General features: G+C 71.6%; 15 protein-coding genes. 4 read left to right on the top strand and 11 right to left on the bottom strand.

The features are described from left to right. Positions 1-81: 81 nt before the first annotated feature. Positions 82-1,476: a glutamate--tRNA ligase gene (gltX, locus tag BJ982_RS14175; RefSeq protein WP_260414293.1), complete on the bottom strand. Its 1,395-nt coding sequence runs from the start codon at positions 1,474-1,476 to the stop codon at positions 82-84. 1 nt (position 1,477) lies between these two features. After that, entirely contained in the window at positions 1,478-2,254 is a 777-nt protein-coding gene (locus BJ982_RS14170; RefSeq protein ID WP_184880293.1) for a fumarylacetoacetate hydrolase family protein, read from the bottom strand. A gap of 183 nt (positions 2,255-2,437) precedes the next feature. On the opposite strand from BJ982_RS14170, the gene BJ982_RS14165 reads away from it, so the two are divergent. After that, on the top strand, positions 2,438-2,824 hold the full coding sequence (locus BJ982_RS14165; RefSeq protein ID WP_184880291.1) for an antibiotic biosynthesis monooxygenase family protein: 387 nt from the start codon (positions 2,438-2,440) through the stop codon (positions 2,822-2,824). Positions 2,825-2,914: 90 nt separating this feature from the next. On the opposite strand, the gene BJ982_RS14160 is transcribed toward BJ982_RS14165, so the two are convergent. Together BJ982_RS14160 and BJ982_RS14155 are read right to left on the bottom strand one after the other, a co-directional pair. Continuing rightward, the gene (locus BJ982_RS14160; RefSeq protein WP_184880289.1) at positions 2,915-4,015 is read right to left on the bottom strand and encodes a winged helix DNA-binding domain-containing protein; all 1,101 of its coding nucleotides are present in this window, start codon (positions 4,013-4,015) and stop codon (positions 2,915-2,917) included. Positions 4,016-4,103: 88 nt separating this feature from the next. Continuing rightward, a complete protein-coding gene (locus tag BJ982_RS14155; RefSeq protein ID WP_184880287.1) occupies positions 4,104-5,117 on the bottom strand; it encodes a helix-turn-helix transcriptional regulator in 1,014 nt (337 codons plus the stop codon). 295 nt (positions 5,118-5,412) lie between these two features. Here BJ982_RS14155 and BJ982_RS14150 point away from each other — a divergent pair, with 295 nt between their 5' ends. Continuing rightward, positions 5,413-7,083, top strand: a complete 1,671-nt coding sequence (locus BJ982_RS14150; protein WP_239123346.1) for a heparinase II/III domain-containing protein — start codon at positions 5,413-5,415, stop codon at positions 7,081-7,083. Here BJ982_RS14150 and BJ982_RS14145 read toward each other — a convergent pair. The 5 genes from BJ982_RS14145 to BJ982_RS14125 all read right to left on the bottom strand — a co-directional run bounded on the left by BJ982_RS14145 (position 7,080) and on the right by BJ982_RS14125 (position 13,787). After that, a complete protein-coding gene (locus tag BJ982_RS14145; protein ID WP_184880283.1) occupies positions 7,080-8,075 on the bottom strand; it encodes a TerC/Alx family metal homeostasis membrane protein in 996 nt (331 codons plus the stop codon). The genes BJ982_RS14150 and BJ982_RS14145 overlap by 4 nt on opposite strands. Before the next feature lie 435 nt (positions 8,076-8,510). Continuing rightward, positions 8,511-10,085 carry a citramalate synthase gene (gene cimA, locus BJ982_RS14140; protein WP_184880281.1) on the bottom strand — a complete coding sequence of 525 codons (1,575 nt, stop codon included), beginning with the start codon at positions 10,083-10,085 and terminating at the stop codon, positions 8,511-8,513. 316 nt (positions 10,086-10,401) lie between these two features. Then, complete coding sequence (locus BJ982_RS14135; protein WP_184880279.1) at positions 10,402-11,499, bottom strand: branched-chain amino acid aminotransferase; 1,098 nt, start codon at positions 11,497-11,499, stop codon at positions 10,402-10,404. A 213-nt stretch (positions 11,500-11,712) separates the two neighbouring features. Next, entirely contained in the window at positions 11,713-12,777 is a 1,065-nt protein-coding gene (locus tag BJ982_RS14130) for a 3-isopropylmalate dehydrogenase (protein WP_184880277.1), read from the bottom strand. A 77-nt stretch (positions 12,778-12,854) separates the two neighbouring features. Beyond that, positions 12,855-13,787: an ROK family protein gene (locus tag BJ982_RS14125; protein WP_376697707.1), complete on the bottom strand. Its 933-nt coding sequence runs from the start codon at positions 13,785-13,787 to the stop codon at positions 12,855-12,857. A gap of 438 nt (positions 13,788-14,225) precedes the next feature. Here BJ982_RS14125 and BJ982_RS14120 point away from each other — a divergent pair, with 438 nt between their 5' ends. Further along, entirely contained in the window at positions 14,226-15,152 is a 927-nt protein-coding gene (locus BJ982_RS14120) for an ROK family protein (protein ID WP_221482319.1), read from the top strand. A gap of 17 nt (positions 15,153-15,169) precedes the next feature. On the opposite strand, the gene BJ982_RS39320 is transcribed toward BJ982_RS14120, so the two are convergent. Next, on the bottom strand, positions 15,170-15,292 hold the full coding sequence (locus BJ982_RS39320; protein WP_260324659.1) for a hypothetical protein: 123 nt from the start codon (positions 15,290-15,292) through the stop codon (positions 15,170-15,172). Positions 15,293-15,649: 357 nt separating this feature from the next. Next, complete coding sequence (gene serA, locus BJ982_RS14115; RefSeq protein WP_184880273.1) at positions 15,650-17,239, bottom strand: phosphoglycerate dehydrogenase; 1,590 nt, start codon at positions 17,237-17,239, stop codon at positions 15,650-15,652. Between the two features lie 231 nt (positions 17,240-17,470). Between serA and BJ982_RS14110 the strand changes: the two genes are divergently transcribed. Then, complete coding sequence (locus tag BJ982_RS14110; RefSeq protein ID WP_184880271.1) at positions 17,471-18,430, top strand: hypothetical protein; 960 nt, start codon at positions 17,471-17,473, stop codon at positions 18,428-18,430. Positions 18,431-18,451 lie beyond the last annotated feature (21 nt).

Below are 18,451 nucleotides of genomic sequence, written 5' to 3'. Positions count from 1 at the left end.
GACGGCGGGCTCTCCGGCAGGGGGCCCTGAGACGGCGAAGGCGGCCCGGAACCTTCCGGGCCGCCTTCGCGTGCGCAGGGGCTACGCCTCGGCGTCCAGGCGGGCCAGGGCGGCGCGCAGGCGGTCCAGCGTGCGCTCCCGGCCGAGGACCTCGATCGACTCGAACAGGGGAAGGCCCACCGTGCGCCCGGTGACGGCCACGCGGACCGGCGCCTGCGCCTTGCCGAGCTTGAGGCCCTGTTCGAGGCCGACCTCCTCCAGCGCCGTCTTCAGCGACTCGGGGTCGAACGAGACCGTCTCCAGCCGTGCCAGGTAGCCCGAGATGATCTCGCGGGCACCCGCCTTCATGGCCTTGGCCCAGCTCGCCGCGTCGAAGACGGGCTCGTCCAGGAACAGGAAGTCGACGTTGGCCGTGATCTCGGACAGGACCGAGATGCGGGTCTGGGCCAGCGCGGCGACCTTGGCGAAGGTCTCACGGCCCCAGCTCGGGTCCAGGAAGGGCTCGCAGCGCCGGATGAACACCTCCGTCGGCAGCGCCCGGATGTACTCGCCGTTGAACGCGCGCAGCTTCTTCTCGTCGAAGAAGGCCGGCGACGGGTTGACGTCCGAGAGCTTGAACAGCGGCACCATCTCCGACCAGGGCATGATCTCGCGGTCGTCCCCGGGGCCCCAGCCGAGCAGCATCAGGTAGTTGACCATGGCCTCGGCGAGGTAGCCCTCGTCGCGGTAGGACTCCAGCGCGACCTTGTCCCGGCGCTTGGACAGCTTCTGCCGCTTCTCGTTGACGATCACCGGGACGTGCGCCCAGACGGGCGGGGCGACGCCGAGGGCGTCCCAGAGGAGCTGCTGCTTGGGGGTGTTCGACAGGTGCTCCTCGGCCCGGACGACGTGCGTGATGCGCATCTCGATGTCGTCCACGACGTTGGCGAGCACGAACAGCGGCGAGCCGTCGCCGCGGGCGACGACGAAGTCCTCCATGGCCTGGTTCGGGAACTCCACCCGGCCCCTGACCAGGTCGTCGACCACGGTGACGCCGTCGTCGGGGGTGCGGAAGCGCACCGCGCCCTCGGTGAGCCCGCGGGTGCGGCAGAAGCCGTCGTAACCCTGGTGCTCGGAGCCGGTGCGGGCCTTGACGTCGTCGCGGGTGCAGGTGCAGAAGTACGCCTTGCCGTCGGCGACGAGCTTGGCGACGGCCGCGCGGTGCTGCTCCTCGTAGGCGGACTGGAAGTAGGGGCCCTCGAAGTACGGGGACTCGCCGCTGATGCCGATCCAGGCGAGGGCGGAGATGATGCCCTCGGTCCACTCGGGCCGGTTGCGCGCGGCGTCGGTGTCCTCGACGCGCAGGACGAACCGGCCGCCCGACTGTTCGGCGAGGGCCCAGTTGAACAGCGCCGAGCGGGCGCCGCCGACGTGGAACATGCCGGTCGGGGAGGGCGCGAAGCGCACCCGGAGCGTGGGCTCTGCCGAGCCCTGCAGATCAGTCACGCGGAACCACCCGGTTGGTGAGAGTGCCGATGCCCTCGATGCCCACGCTCACCTCGTCGCCGTCCCGCAGCGGGCCGACGCCCGCGGGAGTTCCGGTGAGGATGACGTCGCCGGGGATCAGCGTCATGACGTCGGTGATGTAGGCGATGAGGCTCGGGATGTCGTGGAGCAGCTCGGACGTGCGCCCGCTCTGCTTGAGCTCGCCGTTGACCGTGGTCGTGATCGCCAGGTCCGCGGGGTCGAGCTCGGTCTGGATCCAGGGGCCGAGGGGGCAGAAGGTGTCGAACCCCTTGGCGCGGGTCCACTGCCCGTCCCTGCTCTGGAGGTCGCGGGCGGTCACGTCGTTGGCGCAGGTGTACCCGAATATCACCTCGTGGGCGCGCTCGACGGGGACCTCGCGGCAGAGGCGGCCGATCACCACGGCCAGCTCGCCCTCGTAGTCGACGTGCTCGGTGAGCTTGTGCGGGTAGGCGATGGCCTCGCCGTGCCCGATCACCGAGGTGGAGGGCTTGCCGAAGATCAGCGGCTCGACCGGCGCCTCGCCGCCCATCTCGCGGATGTGACCGGCGTAGTTCTTGCCGACCGCGATGATCTTGCTGGGCAGCATGGGCGTGACCAGGCGCACCTCTTGGAGCGGGTACCGCTCGCCGGTGAACTGGATCGCCGAGAACGGATGCCCGTCGATCCTGGAGACGAACTCTTCGCCCTGGGCGCCTTCGACCACGCCGAACGCGACGCCCTCACCTGTGGAGAACCTTGCGATACGCACCCCACAAGGCTAGTGCCGCCGCGAAACCGGCACGCACACCGCCGCCGCGCGCCCTGCCGATCACCGGCGGGCGCGCCGCGACCCCGGCGGCCCGAGGGGCGGGAGGGCCGGATCATAGGCTGGCCTCAGCGGACGGCCGCCGCGCGTGCCGTCCCGGGAGATCCGCCTGACGAGGGAGTGGACATGTCGGTTGTGAAGATCAACGTTCTGTCCGTGCCGGCCGAGATGCGCGAGGCCCTGGAGAGCAGGTTCGGCGGCCGCGCGGGGATGGTCGAGTCGTCGGACGGGTTCGAGTGGTTCGAGCTGCTGCGGCCGGTCGAGGGCACCGACAGGTACCTGGTCTACACCCGCTGGCGCAGCGAGGAGGACTTCGAGGCCTGGCAGCGGAGCGAGGCGTTCCAGGCCGGTCACGCACGGGCCGCCGCCGACGCCGCCGCCCAGGGCCACGGTCATGGAGAGGCCCACGGACAGGGGCACGGACAGGGCCACGGGCACGGCGGTCCCGCCGCGACCGGGTCGGAGCTGTGGACGTTCGAGGTCGTCCAGTCCGCCGGTCGCAAGGACGGCTGAGCGCGACGACGCTCGCGACGCCCGGCGCGGCCGGGCCACCGCCGCGTCACGGACGGAGGGCTCAACCGCCGCGGTCACGGCTGAAAGGGCTCAGCCGAGCGCGGCGGTCCATGCCGCGCGCTCGGCGGCGGGCGCGACGAAGTCCAGCAGGCGTCCGGCCTCGGCGAGCAGTTCCGCGGCCTCGGCGTCCCGCAGCGGCGCGAAGGGGCTGATCCTCAGCGTCCGGCCGTCCACCGCCCACGTGCCCCTGACGAAGCCGTCGAGCAGGAACGTGGGCAGCACCAGCGCCCGGCCGGGCATCACGGCCGGGCGGTGCTCGTCGGCGACGATCCGCGTCCGGTCGGCGTGGCCGATGAGCACGTTGTCGTAGGCGGGCAGGAAGCGCGGCGACGCGGGGACCCCCGGATCGGCGAGCACGGCGTCCGGGAGGTCGAACAGCTCTCTCCCCCGCTCGTCGCGCAGGACGCGCAGGCCGGGGCGGAGCCGTTCGACCACCTCGCGCAGGCGCGTGACGCCGGACCAGAGCTGGACGTCCTTCACCGTGGCCGGGCCGAACGCGGTCAGGTAGCGCAGGACCAACTCCTCGGGGCGCGGCTCCTCCAGGGGACGGCCGATCCACCGCTCGGCGAGCGCGCACGGGACGGCCCCGCGCCCGGCCCAGCCTCCCCACAGGCCGCTGGGCGGCGGGTGGATCTGGGCGACCAGGCACTGCGCGGCCCGGCTCAGCGCGGCGGTCCCGTACCCGGGGAACCTCTCGGCGAGCAGGCGGCCGAGTTCGGGCCGGGTCACCGTCCGGTCGCCGAGCAGTTCCGCCGCCACCTCGGCGATCTTGGCGGGGTCGAGGGCCGCCACCTCGGCGCCCGTGCCCTGGAAGGCCATGCGGTGCAGTGCGGGCTGGATCAGCGGGCGCAGCCGCAGGTGGTCCTCGGCGGCGGCGAGGTGCTGGGTCATGCGGATCAAGGTGCCGCGCACCACGCTCCGGTCGTGCAGGAGGGCGGCGAGGTCGTCGTGACGGAAGCCGGCGATCCGCGTCCACAGGCCGATGTACGGCGCGTTGTGCTCCTGTCCCTGCACCGGGCCCAGGTGCCGGACGACGTCCAGGGCCGTGCCCGTGGTGCGGCGCAGCAGGTGCTGGCGCTCCAGCAGCGTCCGGTTCAGCACGCGCAGGGAGATGACGGAACTTTCGCTCATGACCGGCGCTTCCTCCTCGGGGATCGCCTCGACACGTCTCGACGCTAGAAGCGATAGAAGACAGATCAGGTCCGCATTCGGCGGGGAGTCACGTGCCCGTGGACCGCAGGAAACGGGTGCCCCACTCGCGGCACCGGTCGGCCAGCTCGGGCGGGTGCACGACCTCGAAGTCCGCCCCGGTGGCGCCGAGCGCGAACACCGGCCAGTCCAGGCTGTCCACGCTCATCCGCAACCGGCACCGCGCCCGCCCGTCCACGGCGGCATCGGGGGCCGAGCCCGCGACCAGGGCCTGGTTCGGCGCCGGGTCCAGGGGTTCGACCGTCGCCCACCAGCCGAGGCGCTTACGGACCGTCTCGGCGGGCGCGTGCACGATGATCTCGACGGTGTGCTGCGTGGTGAGGATGTCGATGCCCGCGCGGACGAACGCGGCGGCGTCCTCGGCGGGCAGCTCGCGCGGGCGGAAGCGTTCCCGCGTGCCGCGCGGGTCACTGAGCCGGTCGAGCCGGAAGCTGCGCCAGTCGTGCCGGGTCAGGTCGTAGGCCACGAGGTACCAGCGGCGGCCGAGCGAGACCAGCCGGTGCGGCTCGACGTGCCGTTCGCTCGTCTCCCCCGCCCGCGCGGTGTAGGCGAAGCGCAGCCGCTCCTCGTCCCGGCACGCCTGGGCCACGGTGGTGAGCGTCCCCGCGTCGACGGTCGGGCCCGCGCCCCACACGGTGGGCAGCGTCGCGGCGCGCAGGGCCTCGATGCGTTTGCGCAGCCGAGGCGGCATGACCTGCACGACCTTGGTCAGCGCGCGCACGGAGGACTCCTCGATGCCCGCGATAGCCCCCTGGGCGGCCAGGCGCAGGCCGATCGTCAGCGCCACGGCCTCCTCGTCGTCCACCAGCAGCGGGGGCAGCGTGGCGCCGGGGGCGAGCTGGTAGCCGCCGTCCACTCCCCGGTGGGCCTCGACGGGATAGCCCAGCTCACGGAGCCGGTCCACGTCGCGGCGCAGCGTGCGGACCGAGACGCCGAGCCGGTCGGCGAGCTCGGAGCCCGGCCAGTAGCGGTGGGTCTGGAGCAGGGACAGCAACCGCAGTGTGCGCGAGCTCGTGTTCGCCATGCCCCAAGCCTGCCGCACATTGCGGTCGGAATATGACCGCTATCCTCCAGGCCCGGCCTTTCCCCGCGAACTCCGCCATGCCGCCGTACGGGGCCGCTCCTGGGCTCGAAAGCCGCGCCGCGAGGCGCCCGCACCTGCGGATCCCCGAAACATGACCCGGTTTGTTAACAATGTGACTGTTGTGATGCGCGCCTCTTGACCGGTCTGGTGTGATTCGGCAAGCATGATCCGCCCCCACCCCTGGTCACGGAAGGAAATCGGCGTGCGCCGCCGCATACGAGCTGCCGGTACTCTCTTGACGCTCCTCCTGGCCGGCGCCGCCGTCACGCAGGCCGCCCCGGCCGGCGCCGGAACCCTGGACACCCGCGCGGCCCGCGCCGCGCGCACGGCGGAATGCCAGGGCGACTGGCTGCCCGCCACCCCGACCTCCACCCAGATCATGTCGGGCGAGGTGCAGTTCCTGGACCTCCCGCCCGTGAAGATCGGCAAGACGATCAACTGGAAGTGGAGTCCCTACAAGAACCGCTCCTGGGACATGGTCTTCGCCTCGCTGCGCTGGGTGGGCAGGCTGGTCGCCGACTACGAGACCTCCGGCGAGCAGGCGTACCTCGACCGCGCCACCGAGCTGACCAAGAGCTGGGTCGAGAGCAACCCGCGCGGCGGCTCGCGCGCCAGCGCCTACGCCTGGGACGAGCACCCCGTCGCACTGCGCGCCCCCGTGCTGGTCTGCCTGAGCAGGCACGTCAAGGCGTCCTGGCTCACCGGCAGCCTCGTCGACCACGCCCGGGTGCTGGCGGACCCGGCCCTGTACCAGAAGGGCCACAACCATGGCCTGGACCAGGACATCGCCCTGCTGCGCATCGGCTGCCGCACCCGCCACAAGGAGTGGGCCGACCTCGCGGTGCGCCGGATGACCGGCTCGGTGAAGCTCGACATCGACTCCCAGGGCGCGCTCCAGGAGCAGGCGCCCCGGTACGGCATCTACGTCCACGAACGGCTCAAGGTGGGCATGGAGGCCATCAAGGACTGCGGCCGCAAGGTGCCCGCCGAGATCGAGAAGCGCTGGGACTCGCTCCAGGGGTACATCTCGCACGCCACCGAGCCCAGCGGGTTCATGACCCCGATCGGGGACGGCGGCGCCGACGTCAAGCCGTCCGGCTACGAGCGCCCGTCCAAGACCGTGCAGATCTTCAAGGCCGGGTACGCCTTCGGCCGCACGGCCTGGGACGACCCGGCGTCGGCCTACTATTCGATCCGCTTCGGCCCCGCCCTGAAGTTCCACGGCCACGAGGACCACATGGGCGTCACCTACTACGCGCAGGGCCGCGACGTGCTGGTGGAGGCCGGGTTCCACTCCTACGAGAACACGGCGTACCGGTACTGGACGATGTCCCCCGAGGCGCACAACGTGCCGGTGGTCGAGGGCAGGCCGTTCCGCGGGCGCACGCCGACCGCGCTCGTCCGCTCGTCGGCCGGCAAGGAGCGGCAGTCGTACACGCTGACCGACAAGGCCTACGGCGTGAGCCGCACCAGGACCGTGCTGGTCAACCACGGCGACGACCTGATGGCCGTGCTCGACACCGTCCCCGCGGGCACGCGGGCGCGCAATTACTGGCACCTGGACCCCGCGCTGACCCCGGTGTCCACGGGCGGCGGGCGCGTGGTGGTGAAGGACAAGTCGGGCTGGAAGGCCACGGTCGTGCAGCTCGCGATGCCGTCGTGCGCGCCGGTGTCCGGCCAGACGCTGGTGCGCGGCCGGACGAACCCCTACCAGGGCTGGATCTCCCCGTCCTACATGAAGCGGGTGCCCGCCACGGTGATCGTGTCCCCGCCCGCGACCTCGCTGCTCACCGTCGTCGTCCCCGGCGCCGGCGACCCCGAGGTCAGCTGCTCGGGCACCCACGTCAAGGTCTCGACCTCCGGCGGCGCGGTCTCCTTCCGCGCCGTGGGCCGCAACCTGTCCTAGGAATCCCGGAGACGGTCACGCTGTTCGGCGCGCAGGCTGGTCAGCGTGACCGTGAGCAGGACCACGACGATGACCCCCAGCGAGGCGAGGGTGGGGATGTCGGGGACCTGGGGCCAGATGCCGTGCGCCCAGTGCAGGACGAGCTTGATCCCGATGAAGGCCAGGATCAGGGCCAGCCCGTGGTTGAGGTGCCGGAGCCTGGTGAGGGCGCCCCGCAGCACGAAGTACAGCGCGCGCAGGCCGAGCAGGGCGAAGGCGTTGGTGGTGAAGACGAGGAAGGGGTCCTCGGTCACGCCGTACACCGCCGGCACCGAGTCGACGGCGAAGACGATGTCCGTGGCGAACACGGCCACGACGGCCAGCGCCAGCGGGGTCAGCGCGTACCGGCCGCCTTCCCGGACGACCAGCCGCGACCCCCGGTAGTCGTCGGTGACCGGCATGATCCGGCGCAGCAGCCGGGTGGAGCGCATGGCGGAGACGTCCGTCTCCTGCTCATGGCCGCGCAGCGCGCTCCTGAAGACCTTCACCGCGGTCACGATGAGGATCGCGCCGAACAGCAGGAAGGCCCAGGTGCCGCTGCGCAGCGCCGCCGCGCCGAGCGCGATGAAGACGGCGCGCAGCAGCAGCGCGCCGACGATGCCGTAGAGCAGCACGCGCTGAGCCAGCGCCGCCGGGACCGCGAAGGCCGCCAGCAGGAGCATGAACACGAACAGGTTGTCCACCGACAGGGACTTCTCCACCACGTAGCCGGTGAAGAACTCCACGGCCGCGGTGGTCCCGAACCACACCCACAGGCCGACCCCGAAGATCAGCGGAAGGGCCAGGTAGAAGATCGACCAGCCGACCGCCTCGCGCATCCGCACCTCGTGCGGACGCCGGGTCACCAGGAAGTCGAGGACGAGCAGCACCGCCAGGACCGCCACGGTGATCGCCCACATGCGGGGCGAGCCGACCGTTTCCGGAGCGGCGAGCAGAGCCGTCGAATCGGGCATGGAACCTCCTCGAACGTCAAGCCGTTCGAGGTCTCCTTCACCCGGCGCACGCGGGCGGCCGCCCGGGGACCCTCTCGCGGGTCCGTACTGACCGGGACCGGCACTTGGGAAGTACTCCCCTCGTGTGCCTCCACGTTAGATCAATCCACCCGCGCCCTCCACCCCGGGACCGTCCGGGGGCGTTGACCGGGAGTCGCGCGAAGACGGATAGTGAAAGTAACCGAGGAAAAGTACGCGCCACGGTGCGGCCGGGGGGAGGCCGTCATGTCGTTCACCGCGCTGCTGGAGATCTTGGCCGGGGTTCTGCTGGTGCTCTCCGCGATCATCTGCGTCGCCGTGCTCTGGCAGGGGCCGCCGGGCTCTCGCCGCTGACGCCGGCCACCCGGTCCGCGGCGTCCGCGGGGACCGGGCCGCGAGAACCCGGTCCCCGGCGTCTCAGAGGGTGTGGCCGGCCCGCAGCAGGCCGTACGTCACCGCCTGCTCCAGCGCCTGCCAGGACGCCTCGATGATGTTCTCGTCCACGCCGACCGTGGCCCACTCGCCCGCCGCGTCGCTGGAGGCGATGAGCACGCGCGTGACGGCGTCCGTGCCGTGGGTGCCCTCCAGGATGCGGACCTTGAAGTCGATCAGCTCGACCTCGGCCAGCTCGGGGTACAGCTTCTCCAGCGCCAGCCGCACGGCGCGGTCCAGCGCGTTGACGGGGCCGTTGCCCTCGCCGGTCGCGACGATGCGCTCGTCCTTGGCGTGCAGCTTGACCGTGGCCTCGCTGACCACGTCCCCGCCGGGGCGCCGCTCGACGATCACGCGCCAGGACTCCACGCTGAAGTGCCGCCTGCGCTCGCCGGCGACGGTGTCGCGCAGCAGCAGCTCGAAGGAGGCGTCGGCGGCCTCGAAGGTGTGCCCCCGGGCCTCCAGTTCCTTGACCCGCTCGACCAGCTCGCGGGACTGCTGGCCGGTGAGGTCGTAGCCGAGCGCCTTGCCCTTCAGCTCCACCGACGCCCGGCCCGCCATGTCCGAGACGAGCATGCGCATGTCGTTGCCGACCTGGGCCGGGTCGATGTGCTGGTACAGGTTCGGGTCCACCTTGATCGCGCTGGCGTGCAGGCCGGCCTTGTGCGCGAACGCCGAGACGCCTACGTAGGGCTGGTGGGAGTTGGGGGTGACGTTGGTCACCTCGCTGATCGCGTGGGCGATGCGGGTCATCTCGGCGAGGGACTGCTCGGGCACCAGGTCGAACCCGCGCTTGAGCTGCAGGTTCGCCACGACCGTGAACAGGTTGGCGTTGCCGGAGCGCTCGCCGTACCCGTTGGCGCACCCCTGGACGTGGGTGGCGCCGGCCTTGACGGCGGCCAGCGAGTTGGCCACCGCGCAGCCGGTGTCGTCGTGGCAGTGGATGCCGACGCGGGCGCCCGTGCTCACCGCCTCGTGGACGACCTCGGCCAGCTCGTCGGGCAGCATGCCGCCGTTGGTGTCGCAGAGGGCGACCACCGAGGCCCCCGCCTCGGCGGCGGTGCGCAGAACCTCCAGCGCGTACGCTGGGTTGGACTTGTACCCGTCGAAGAAGTGCTCGGCGTCGAGGAAAACTCGCTGTCCCTCCGCACGAAGGTGAGAGACCGTGTCGCGGATCATCGCGAGGTTCTCCTGGAGAGTCGTGCGGAGGGCCAGCTCCACGTGCCGGTCGTGACTCTTGGCGACAAGGGTCACGACCGGCGCGCCGGATTCGCGCAGCGCGGCGACCAGTGGGTCGTCGGCCGCCTTCACGCCCGCCCGGCGGGTCGCGCCGAACGCGGCGAGCCGCGCGTGCTTCAGGTCGAGCTCTGTTCGAGCCCGCCGGAAGAATTCGGTGTCCTTGGGGTTGGCGCCGGGCCAGCCTCCTTCGATGAAGCCGACGCCGAGGTCGTCGAGCTGACGGGCGATGGCCAGCTTGTCGGCGACGGTCAGGGACAGCCCCTCCTGTTGAGCGCCGTCGCGCAGCGTCGTGTCGTAGACGTGGAATCGGTCATCGGCCATGGTTTCGTCTCCTTCGCGGGTGCGATCGTTCGCCGCGCGCGGGCCCTGGGGCGGGAGGTCTGGACCCAAACAAAAAGACCCCTCACGGACGTGAGAGGTCTGCGCGCCGGCGGTGTCCCTGTATGTCAGCCGGCGCGCCTGCCGATAATGAGCAGACCGTAGAACATGGTGTCTGGAAGTCTGCCACATCCCATCACCATGTGGCACATCGGTCTCACCATCTGGAAGCCGTGGCGGCCGGAAACAGCCTCTCACCTGCCCTTAGACGCGAGAAGGACCCGGCCGTGGCCCGGCCGGGTCCTTCGGGGCGAGGTCGTCAGCAGATCTTGTGGACCCAGCCGTGCGGGTCGGGGCGGGTGCCGTACTGGATGCCCATCAGCTCGTCGCGCAGGCGGAGGGTGACGGGGCCGGGGGCGCCGTCCCCGATGGTCCAGCCGCCGTCGACGCCCTTGACCGAGCCGACGGGAGTGATCACGGCGGCGGTGCCGCACGCGAAGACCTCGGTCAGCTCGCCGGAGGCGCAGGCGTCCCGCCACTCGTCGATGCCGATCTTGCGCTCCTCGGCGGCGAGCCCGAGGTCGGCGGCCAGGGTGAGCAGGGAGTCGCGGGTGATGCCGGGGAGCAGGGTGCCGGTGAGGTCGGGGGTGACCAGACGGTCGCCGAAGACGAAGAACAGGTTCATGCCGCCCATCTCTTCGACGTAGCGGTGCTCGGCGGCGTCCAGCCACACGACCTGGTCGCAGCCGTTCTCGACGGCCTGCCGCTGGGCGACGAAGGCGGCGGCGTAGTTGCCCCCGCACTTGGCGAAGCCGGTGCCGCCGGGGGCCGCGCGGGTGTAGTCCTGCGAGAGCCACACCGAGACCGGCTTGACCCCGCCGGCGAAGTACGCGGCGGCGGGCGAGCCGATCACCATGAACCGGTAGCTCTTCGAGGGGTAGTTGACCCCGAGCCCCACCTGGGTGGCGATCATGAAGGGACGCAGGTAGAGGCTGTGCCCCTCGGTGGACGGCACCCAGTCGCGGTCGGTCTGCACCAGGAGCTCCAGCGCCTCGACGAACGTCTCCTCGGGCAGTTCCGGCATGGCCATGCGCCGGGCCGAGATGTTGAAGCGGGAGGCGTTGGCGTACGGGCGGAAGGCGACGATCGATCCGTTCTCCTGCCGGTAGGCCTTGAGGCCCTCGAACAGCTCCTGGGCGTAGTGGAACACCGAGGTCGCCGGATCGAGGGTGAGCGGCCCGTACGCCGTGAGGCGGCCGTCGTGCCACCCCTGGCCCTCGGTGTAGTCGATGCTGACCATGTGATCGGTGAAGGTCTGCCCGAACCCCGGGGCGGCCAGTACCCGCTCGCGCTCGGCCGGGGTACGAGCGGCGTGGGACTGCTGCACGTCGAAGCTGAGCTTGGGAGCGGTGGTCATGTCGAAGATCCTTCTCTTTTCTGTGGTCTCGCCTGCATCCATTGTGCGACTGACCGGGTAACGGGAAACTACTGCATCATTTGGACACACGGGAGTGTGTCCTCAGGGACCTCGACGCGGACGGTGGGGATCGGGCGCCCCGGAGACGCGAAAACGCGCATGGCGCCCCGTCCGGGGGCCGCCATGCGCGTCTGTCGGCGTCGGGGGCGACCCCTAGCCGGTTACTCGTGCGGTGATGTCGTCGCCGATCTCGCGGGTCGAGCGCTGCGCCCAGACCGTCTGGCGTCCGATGAGGTCGTCGGCGACGGCCTGCTCGACGCGGGCGGCCTCCTCGGCCAGGCCGAGGTGGTCCAGGAGCATGGCGACGGAAAGGATGGTCGCGGTCGGGTCGGCCTTGCCCTGGCCCGCGATGTCGGGCGCGCTGCCGTGGACCGGCTCGAACATGCTGGGCGCCCAGGACTCCGAGCCCTTCGGCGAGGGGTTGACGTTGCCGCTGGCGGCCAGGCCGATGCCGCCCGCGACCGCGGCGCCGAGGTCGGTGAGGATGTCGCCGAACAGGTTGTCGGTGACGACCACGTCGAAGCGCTGCGGCTGGGTGACGAAGAACATGGAGGCGGCGTCCATGTGGCAGTAGTCGGTGGTGACCTCGGGGTACTCGGCCGACACCCGCTCGAACACGCGCGACCACAGGTCGCCCGCGTAGGTGAGGACGTTGGTCTTGTGGACCAGGGTGAGCTTCTTTCGCGGCCGCGCCACCGCCTTGTCGAAGGCGTAGCGCACGACGCGCTCGACGCCGTAGGCGGTGTTGAAGCTCTCCTGCGTGGCGATCTCCTGGGCGGTGCCGCGCCGCATGATGCCGCCCGCGCCCGCGTACGGCCCCTCGGTGCCCTCGCGGATGACGATCATGTCGATGTCCTCGGGGCGGGCCGCGGCGATCGGGGTCTCGACCCCGGGGAAGAGCTTGACCGGGCGCAGGTTGACGTAGTGGTCGAGCTCGAAGCGGAGCCTGAGCAGCAGCTCGCGCTCCAGGACGCCGGGCGGCACGCTCGGGTCTCCGACCGCGCCGAGCAGGATCGCGTCGAACCCGCGCAGCTCGGCGAGGGTCTCGTCGGGCAGCGTCTCACCGGTCGCGTGGTAGCGCGCGGCGCCGAGGTCGTAGGTGGTGGTCTCCAGCTTGAGGCCGACCGCGTCCAGGACCTTGAGCCCTTCGGCGACCACTTCACGGCCGATGCCGTCCCCGGGGATGACAGCCAGACGGATGTTGAGAGAATCCCGCATGCAGGTACCTTACCGGGCGGTCTCGGAGGTCGAACACGGCGTCTCACCAAACGGACACGCGGAGACGCGGGAAGCGGTCAGCCGGGGGGCGCCTGGGCGACGGCGCGCTCGAAGACGAGATCGCGGGCCCTGGTGAGGCCGACGGCCATCGCGCCGAGCAGCACGGCGTCGGTGCCCAGCGTCGAGGCCTTGATCATGGGGACGCGCAGGGCCACCAGGTCGCCCAGGAACTCGGTGACCGGGCCGATCAGCATGTCGCCCGCCTGGACGCCGATGCCGCCGCCGAGCACCACAAGTTCCGGGTCCAGCACGGCGATGATGCCGGCCAGGGCGTGCGCGATGTGGTCGGCCTCGGCGGCGACGACCCTGCCCGCGGTCTCGTCCCCGGCGCGCGCGGCGTCGAAGACGTCCTTGGCGCTGTCCACCCCGCGCATGCCGAGGCGGCCGGCGAGCGCCACGACGCCGTCGGCGGAGGCCACCGACTCCAGCATTCCCCTGCCCCGGTTCACCAGCGGATCGCCCTCGCCGACCGGGAGATAGGAGATCTCGCCCGCCGCCCCCTGGCACCCGCGGTACAGCTTGCCGTCGATCATGATGCCCATGCCGATGCCCGTGCCGATCCAGACCAGCGCGAAATGGGCGATGCCCTGGCCGAGGCCGTACGCCCCCTCGCCCACGGCGGCGAGATCGACGTCGTTCTCGACGAGGTAGGGCGCGTCGCCGGCGACGCCCTCGAACAGGCCGATCGACCCCGGCCGGTCCCAGCCGGGCAGGTTCGGGGCGAGCTGCAGCGAGGAGGTGCCCTTGTCGTGGACGCCCGGGGTGCCGAAGACGGTGAGGGTGATGTCGGCGAGCGCGACGCCGGCCTCGTCGGCGAGGGCGCGCGCCAGCCCGGACAGCCAGGCGACGAGCTCGCGGGGCGTCTCGCCGCCCCTGCGGTGCTCGTCCCTGCGGGCGGCGATGTCGCCCACCAGGTCGGCGATGGCCAGCCGGACGAACTCCCTGCCGATGTCGACGGCGAGGACGTACCCCGCCTGGGGCCGGATCTCGTACAGCAGGGCGGCGCGCCCGGCGTTGCCGGTGCGCAGGCCGATCGGCCGCACGAGGCGCGCGCGTTCGAGGTCGGCCAGGGCCATGGAGATGGTCGGTTTGGACAGTCCTGTGGCCTGGGCCAGCTCGGGCCTGGAGACCTTGCCGCGTTTGAAGATCTCCGCGAAGACCGCGCGTTCGTTCATGACGCGTAGCACCGCTGTCGTACTGGCCGTGCCGCCGATAGTCACCACGCCCCCCAGACTCGCACATCATCCGCCCAGGCAAGGTCGCGAACGAAGTCCACGGGACACCCACGGAAGGGCGCGGAAGGGATCCGGCATGCGCAAGTACGCCTGATCGCCCGGAACGGACACGCCGTCGTCTACCGAGATCCCGCACTCTGTGAGAACCTCGGCGTGGTGGCCACCCTCTTCCCCCAGCGTCCGGTGTGCCGGGAGGTCGTCCTCGGCATCGACTTCGGCGGCACCAAGGTCGCCCTCGCCACCGCCTCCGCCGACCGTGTGGACCGGCCGCTGCGCACGGCGCGGCTCCCGACCCGCGGCGCGGAGGGCGCCGAGCGGGTGCTGCGCAGGTCGCTGGACGCGGCCCGCGCGCTGGCGGGCCGGGGGGCGCTGCACGCCGTGGGGGTGTCGACGTTCGGCGTGGTCCGGGGCGGCACGGTGCGGCTGGCGCCGACGGTCCCCGGCTGGGAGGGCCTGGAGCTGCCCCGGCTGTTGCGTGAGGAGTTCGGCGACACGCCGGTCGCCATCGACAACGACGTCAACGCGGCGGCGTCGGCCGAGCTGCGCTGGGGCGCGCTGCGCGGCGCCTCGACCGCGCTCTACCTGAACCTCGGCACGGGCCTGGCGGCCGCGCTGGTCGTCGGCGGGCGGGTCGTGCCGGGGGCGCACGGCGCGGCGGGCGAGATCGGCTACCTGCTGAGCAGGCCGGGCGAGTCCGCCTTCGCCGACGGGCGGGCGCCCCTGGAGGAGGTGGTCTCCGGGCAGGCGCTGGCGCGGCGCGGCTCCACCCTGCTCGGCCGGCAGGTCAGCGCGGCCTCGCTCTTCGGCGCCCGCGCCGACCCGTCCGTGCGCGCCCTGCTGGACGGCGCCGTGGAGTCGCTCGCGATGGCCATCGCCAACGTCTGCGTGGTGCTCGACCCCGAGCGCGTGGTGGTCGGCGGCGGGATGATGGGGGCGGCCGAGCAGATCATGCCCCGGCTCGCGGCCGAGGTGCGGCGGGCCGTCCCCTTCCCCCCGGAGCTCGTCTCCGCGCGGTTCGTGGACGACGCCCCTCTGTACGGCGCGCTCGCGCTCGCCCTGAGCGCCTGTGGCGGGACCTGAGGGACGTCCGGGCGGGGTCAGTAGGCGGCGGAGGCGCCGCCGTTGTCGCGGCGGTCCAGCGCCGTCTGGACGGCGCGCGGGGCCTCGTCCTCGTGGTGCTGCTGCTCTTCGGGGGCGTCCCAGGGATACATCTCGTACATTTTTCTCTCATTCGCTGAGAAGCACGCGCGCCGGGCGCGTGCGATGGTCGGGAACGTTCGGATTCCGGTCGCGAATCCGGACCGGGGCTCCTTCCCGTCCGGGTCACGGATCAGGAGGGGGGACTCACAGCCGACCAACGCCACACACCGCGGCGGGTAGCCGGCCTGCCCTTGATCAGGCCCCGCCGCGGCAGGTAATGAGTACGAGAACCTGGCGCGTCATCACCCTCCAGGCTACCTGGCGACGAAAGCGCTGTCTCGCAGGACGGCCGACCATCTTACTATCTGAGACGGCCGGACATGACGGAGGCCCGCCCCCGGACGGGAGCGGGCCTCGTGCGCCGACGGATGGGAAGGTCAGTCGCCCAGGTCGACCGTGCGGCCGCCCTCGGCGCCGATCTCCTGCGCGATCTGCTCGGTGACCTCGGCGGTGATGGCCGTGTCGACGGTGAGCGCGATGAGCGCCTTGCCGCCCTTGGCGTCCCGCGAGACCTGCATCGAGGCGATGTTGACCGCGCGCTCGCCGAGGATCCTGCCGACGATGCCCACGATGCCGGGGCGGTCGGCGTAGGTGAAGAACGCCAGGTGGTCGGTCGGCTCGATCTCCATCTGGTAGCCGTTGACCTCGACGATCTTGGTGATCTGGCGCGGCCCGGACAGCGTGCCCGACACCGAGACCGTGCGGCCGTCGGCCAGCACGCCCCTGACGGTGAGCACGTTGCGCCAGTCGGGGCTCTCGTCGCTGGTGACCAGCTCGACCGTGACGCCGCGGTCCTTGGCGAGGAGCGGGGCGTTGACGTAGGTGACGGTGTCCTCGACGACGTCGGTGAACACGCCCTTGAGCGCGGCCAGCTCCAGCACCCGCACGTCCTGGGAGGCGATCTCGCCGCGGACCTCGACGTCCAGGCGGGTCGCGACCTCGCCGGCCAGCGCGGTGAAGACCCGGCCGAGCTTCTCGGCCAGCGGCAGGCCCGGCTTGACGTCCTCGGCGACGGCGCCGCCCTGGACGTTCACGGCGTCCGGCACGAACTCGCCCGCGAGGGCCAGCTTGACGCTGCGCGCGACCTGGGTGCCCGCCTTCTCCTGCGCCTCGTGCGTGGAGGCGCCCAGGTGCGGGGTCACCACGATGCCGTCCAGCTCGAACAGCGGGCTGTCGGTGACGGGCTCCTTGGAGAACACGTCGATGCCGGCGCCGGCGACCCGGCCCTCCTTGACCGCGGAGTACAGCGCGGCCTCGTCCACGATGCCGCCACGGGCGACGTTCACGATGCGGACCGAGGGCTTGACCGTGTGCAGCTCGCGGTCGCCGATGAGACCGATGGTCTCCTTGGACTTGGGGAGGTGGACGGTGATGAAGTCCGCCTGCTTCAGCAGTTCCTCAAGGGACACCAGCCGCACGCCCATCTGCGCCGCCCGGGCGGGCTGCAGGTAGGGGTCGTAGGCGATCAGCTCGACGCCGAACGGCGCCAGGCGCTGGGCCACAAGCTGCCCGATGCGGCCGAGGCCGAGGACGCCGACGACCTTCCCGTCGAGCTCGACGCCGGTGTACTTGGAGCGCTTCCACTCCCCTCCCTTCAGCGCGGCGTGCCCCTGGGCGACGTTGCGGGCGCTGGCCAGGATCAGGGCGACGGTGTGCTCGGCGGCGCTGACGATGTTGGAGGTGGGCGCGTTCACGACCATGACGCCGGCCTTGGTGGCGGCCTCGACGTCGACGTTGTCCAGGCCGACCCCGGCGCGGGCGATGACCCGCAGCCGCGGCGCGTGGGACAGCGCCTCGGCGTCCACCTGGGTGGCACTGCGGACGATGAGGGCGTCCACTTCCGCGAGGGCGGGAAGGAACTGCGAGCGGTCGGCGCCGTCGGTGTGACGGACCTCGAAGTCCGCCCCGAGCACGGCGAGACCTGCTTCGGAGAGCTCCTCTGCGACCAACACGACGGGCTTGTTCACGGGTGGGTCCTTTGGGAAGTGCGGATGCACGGACAAGGTTCGAGTCTATCCGTGCTTGTGAAAGCTCTCACGAGCGTCCGCCATACGAGACGCCGGAGGGGGTTTTCCGCACGCCGGGCGGGGTACCCACCTGGTGGGCATTCCACCCCCATGCCGCCATCTTGGTATTGATCGCAACATTTCTTGACGATTAGGCTCATTAGCCGTGCCCTACTACCTATCGTGTGTCGTATGAGCATCGGGAACCCCTCCCTCGGAGAAGTGCTCGCGCAGCACGGCAGCCCGCACCGGCTTCTGGCGGCGCTCGCCGAGTGGGGCATCCTGGTCGCCGTACGGCCTGACCGCTCCGTCGTGCTCGGCACGACGCAGGCGGGAGAGCGCGTCCTGCTCGGGTACACCGGCCCGGGCACCTACGCGCGGCACCGCGGCAACCACTCGCTGTCGGCCTGCGACGCCGACACCATCCTGGACATCCAGCGCGTCACGGGCGTGCGTGAGATCGTCATCGACGCCGCGGGGCCCGCCGCCGCGGCCGTCCCCATCGAGGACCTCCAGCGGTACCTCGCCTCCACCCGTGGCGGACGGAACACCGCCGCCGCGCCCGCGATGTCCAGCGCCACCCCGACGGCGTACGCCACCGGCGCCATGGCGACGGTCAGCGAGCGGACGGCACAGGGCTCCTACGGCCGCGACTCCTACGGCCGGGACTCCTATGCGGGGAGCTCCTACGGCCGTGATTCCTACCGGGGCGACGAGACGCTGACCGCCCCGGTGCCGAACAACGTGCCCGAGGCGCCGTCCACCCCGTGGATCCCCGCCCCGCGGCCCCACCTGTCGGGCCCGATGCAGCAGGTCGATCCCGGGTACAAGCGGTGCGGGCACCCGATCCTGCCGGCGCTGCGCGTGGCGATCGCCGAGCTGCTCCGCGACTTCCCGCTGGTCCACCACGTGTGGATCTCCGAGGCCCGCACGGTGTCCGGCTCGTCGGGGATCATGCTGCACGTCAAGGTCCACACCAGGGCCGCCGAGGACATGGTCAGGGACCTGCACCGCATGGTCCGCGCCCGCCTGCCGCAGCTCGCGGCCAGCGAGGCGCCCGTCCTGATGGCCCGCGTCGCCGACGCCTACACCGAACGCCGCATGATCGAACTGGCCGCCCACGTGGTCTGCGCCGACGTCCGCGACCACTGACTTATCGGCTTGCCGCCGACC

The organism is Sphaerisporangium siamense (assembly GCF_014205275.1).
In the GTDB taxonomy this organism is placed as follows: Bacteria; Actinomycetota; Actinomycetes; order Streptosporangiales; family Streptosporangiaceae; genus Sphaerisporangium; species Sphaerisporangium siamense.
Note: the sequence above shows the minus strand (reverse complement) of the source record. Positions and strands in the feature narration are given on the sequence as shown.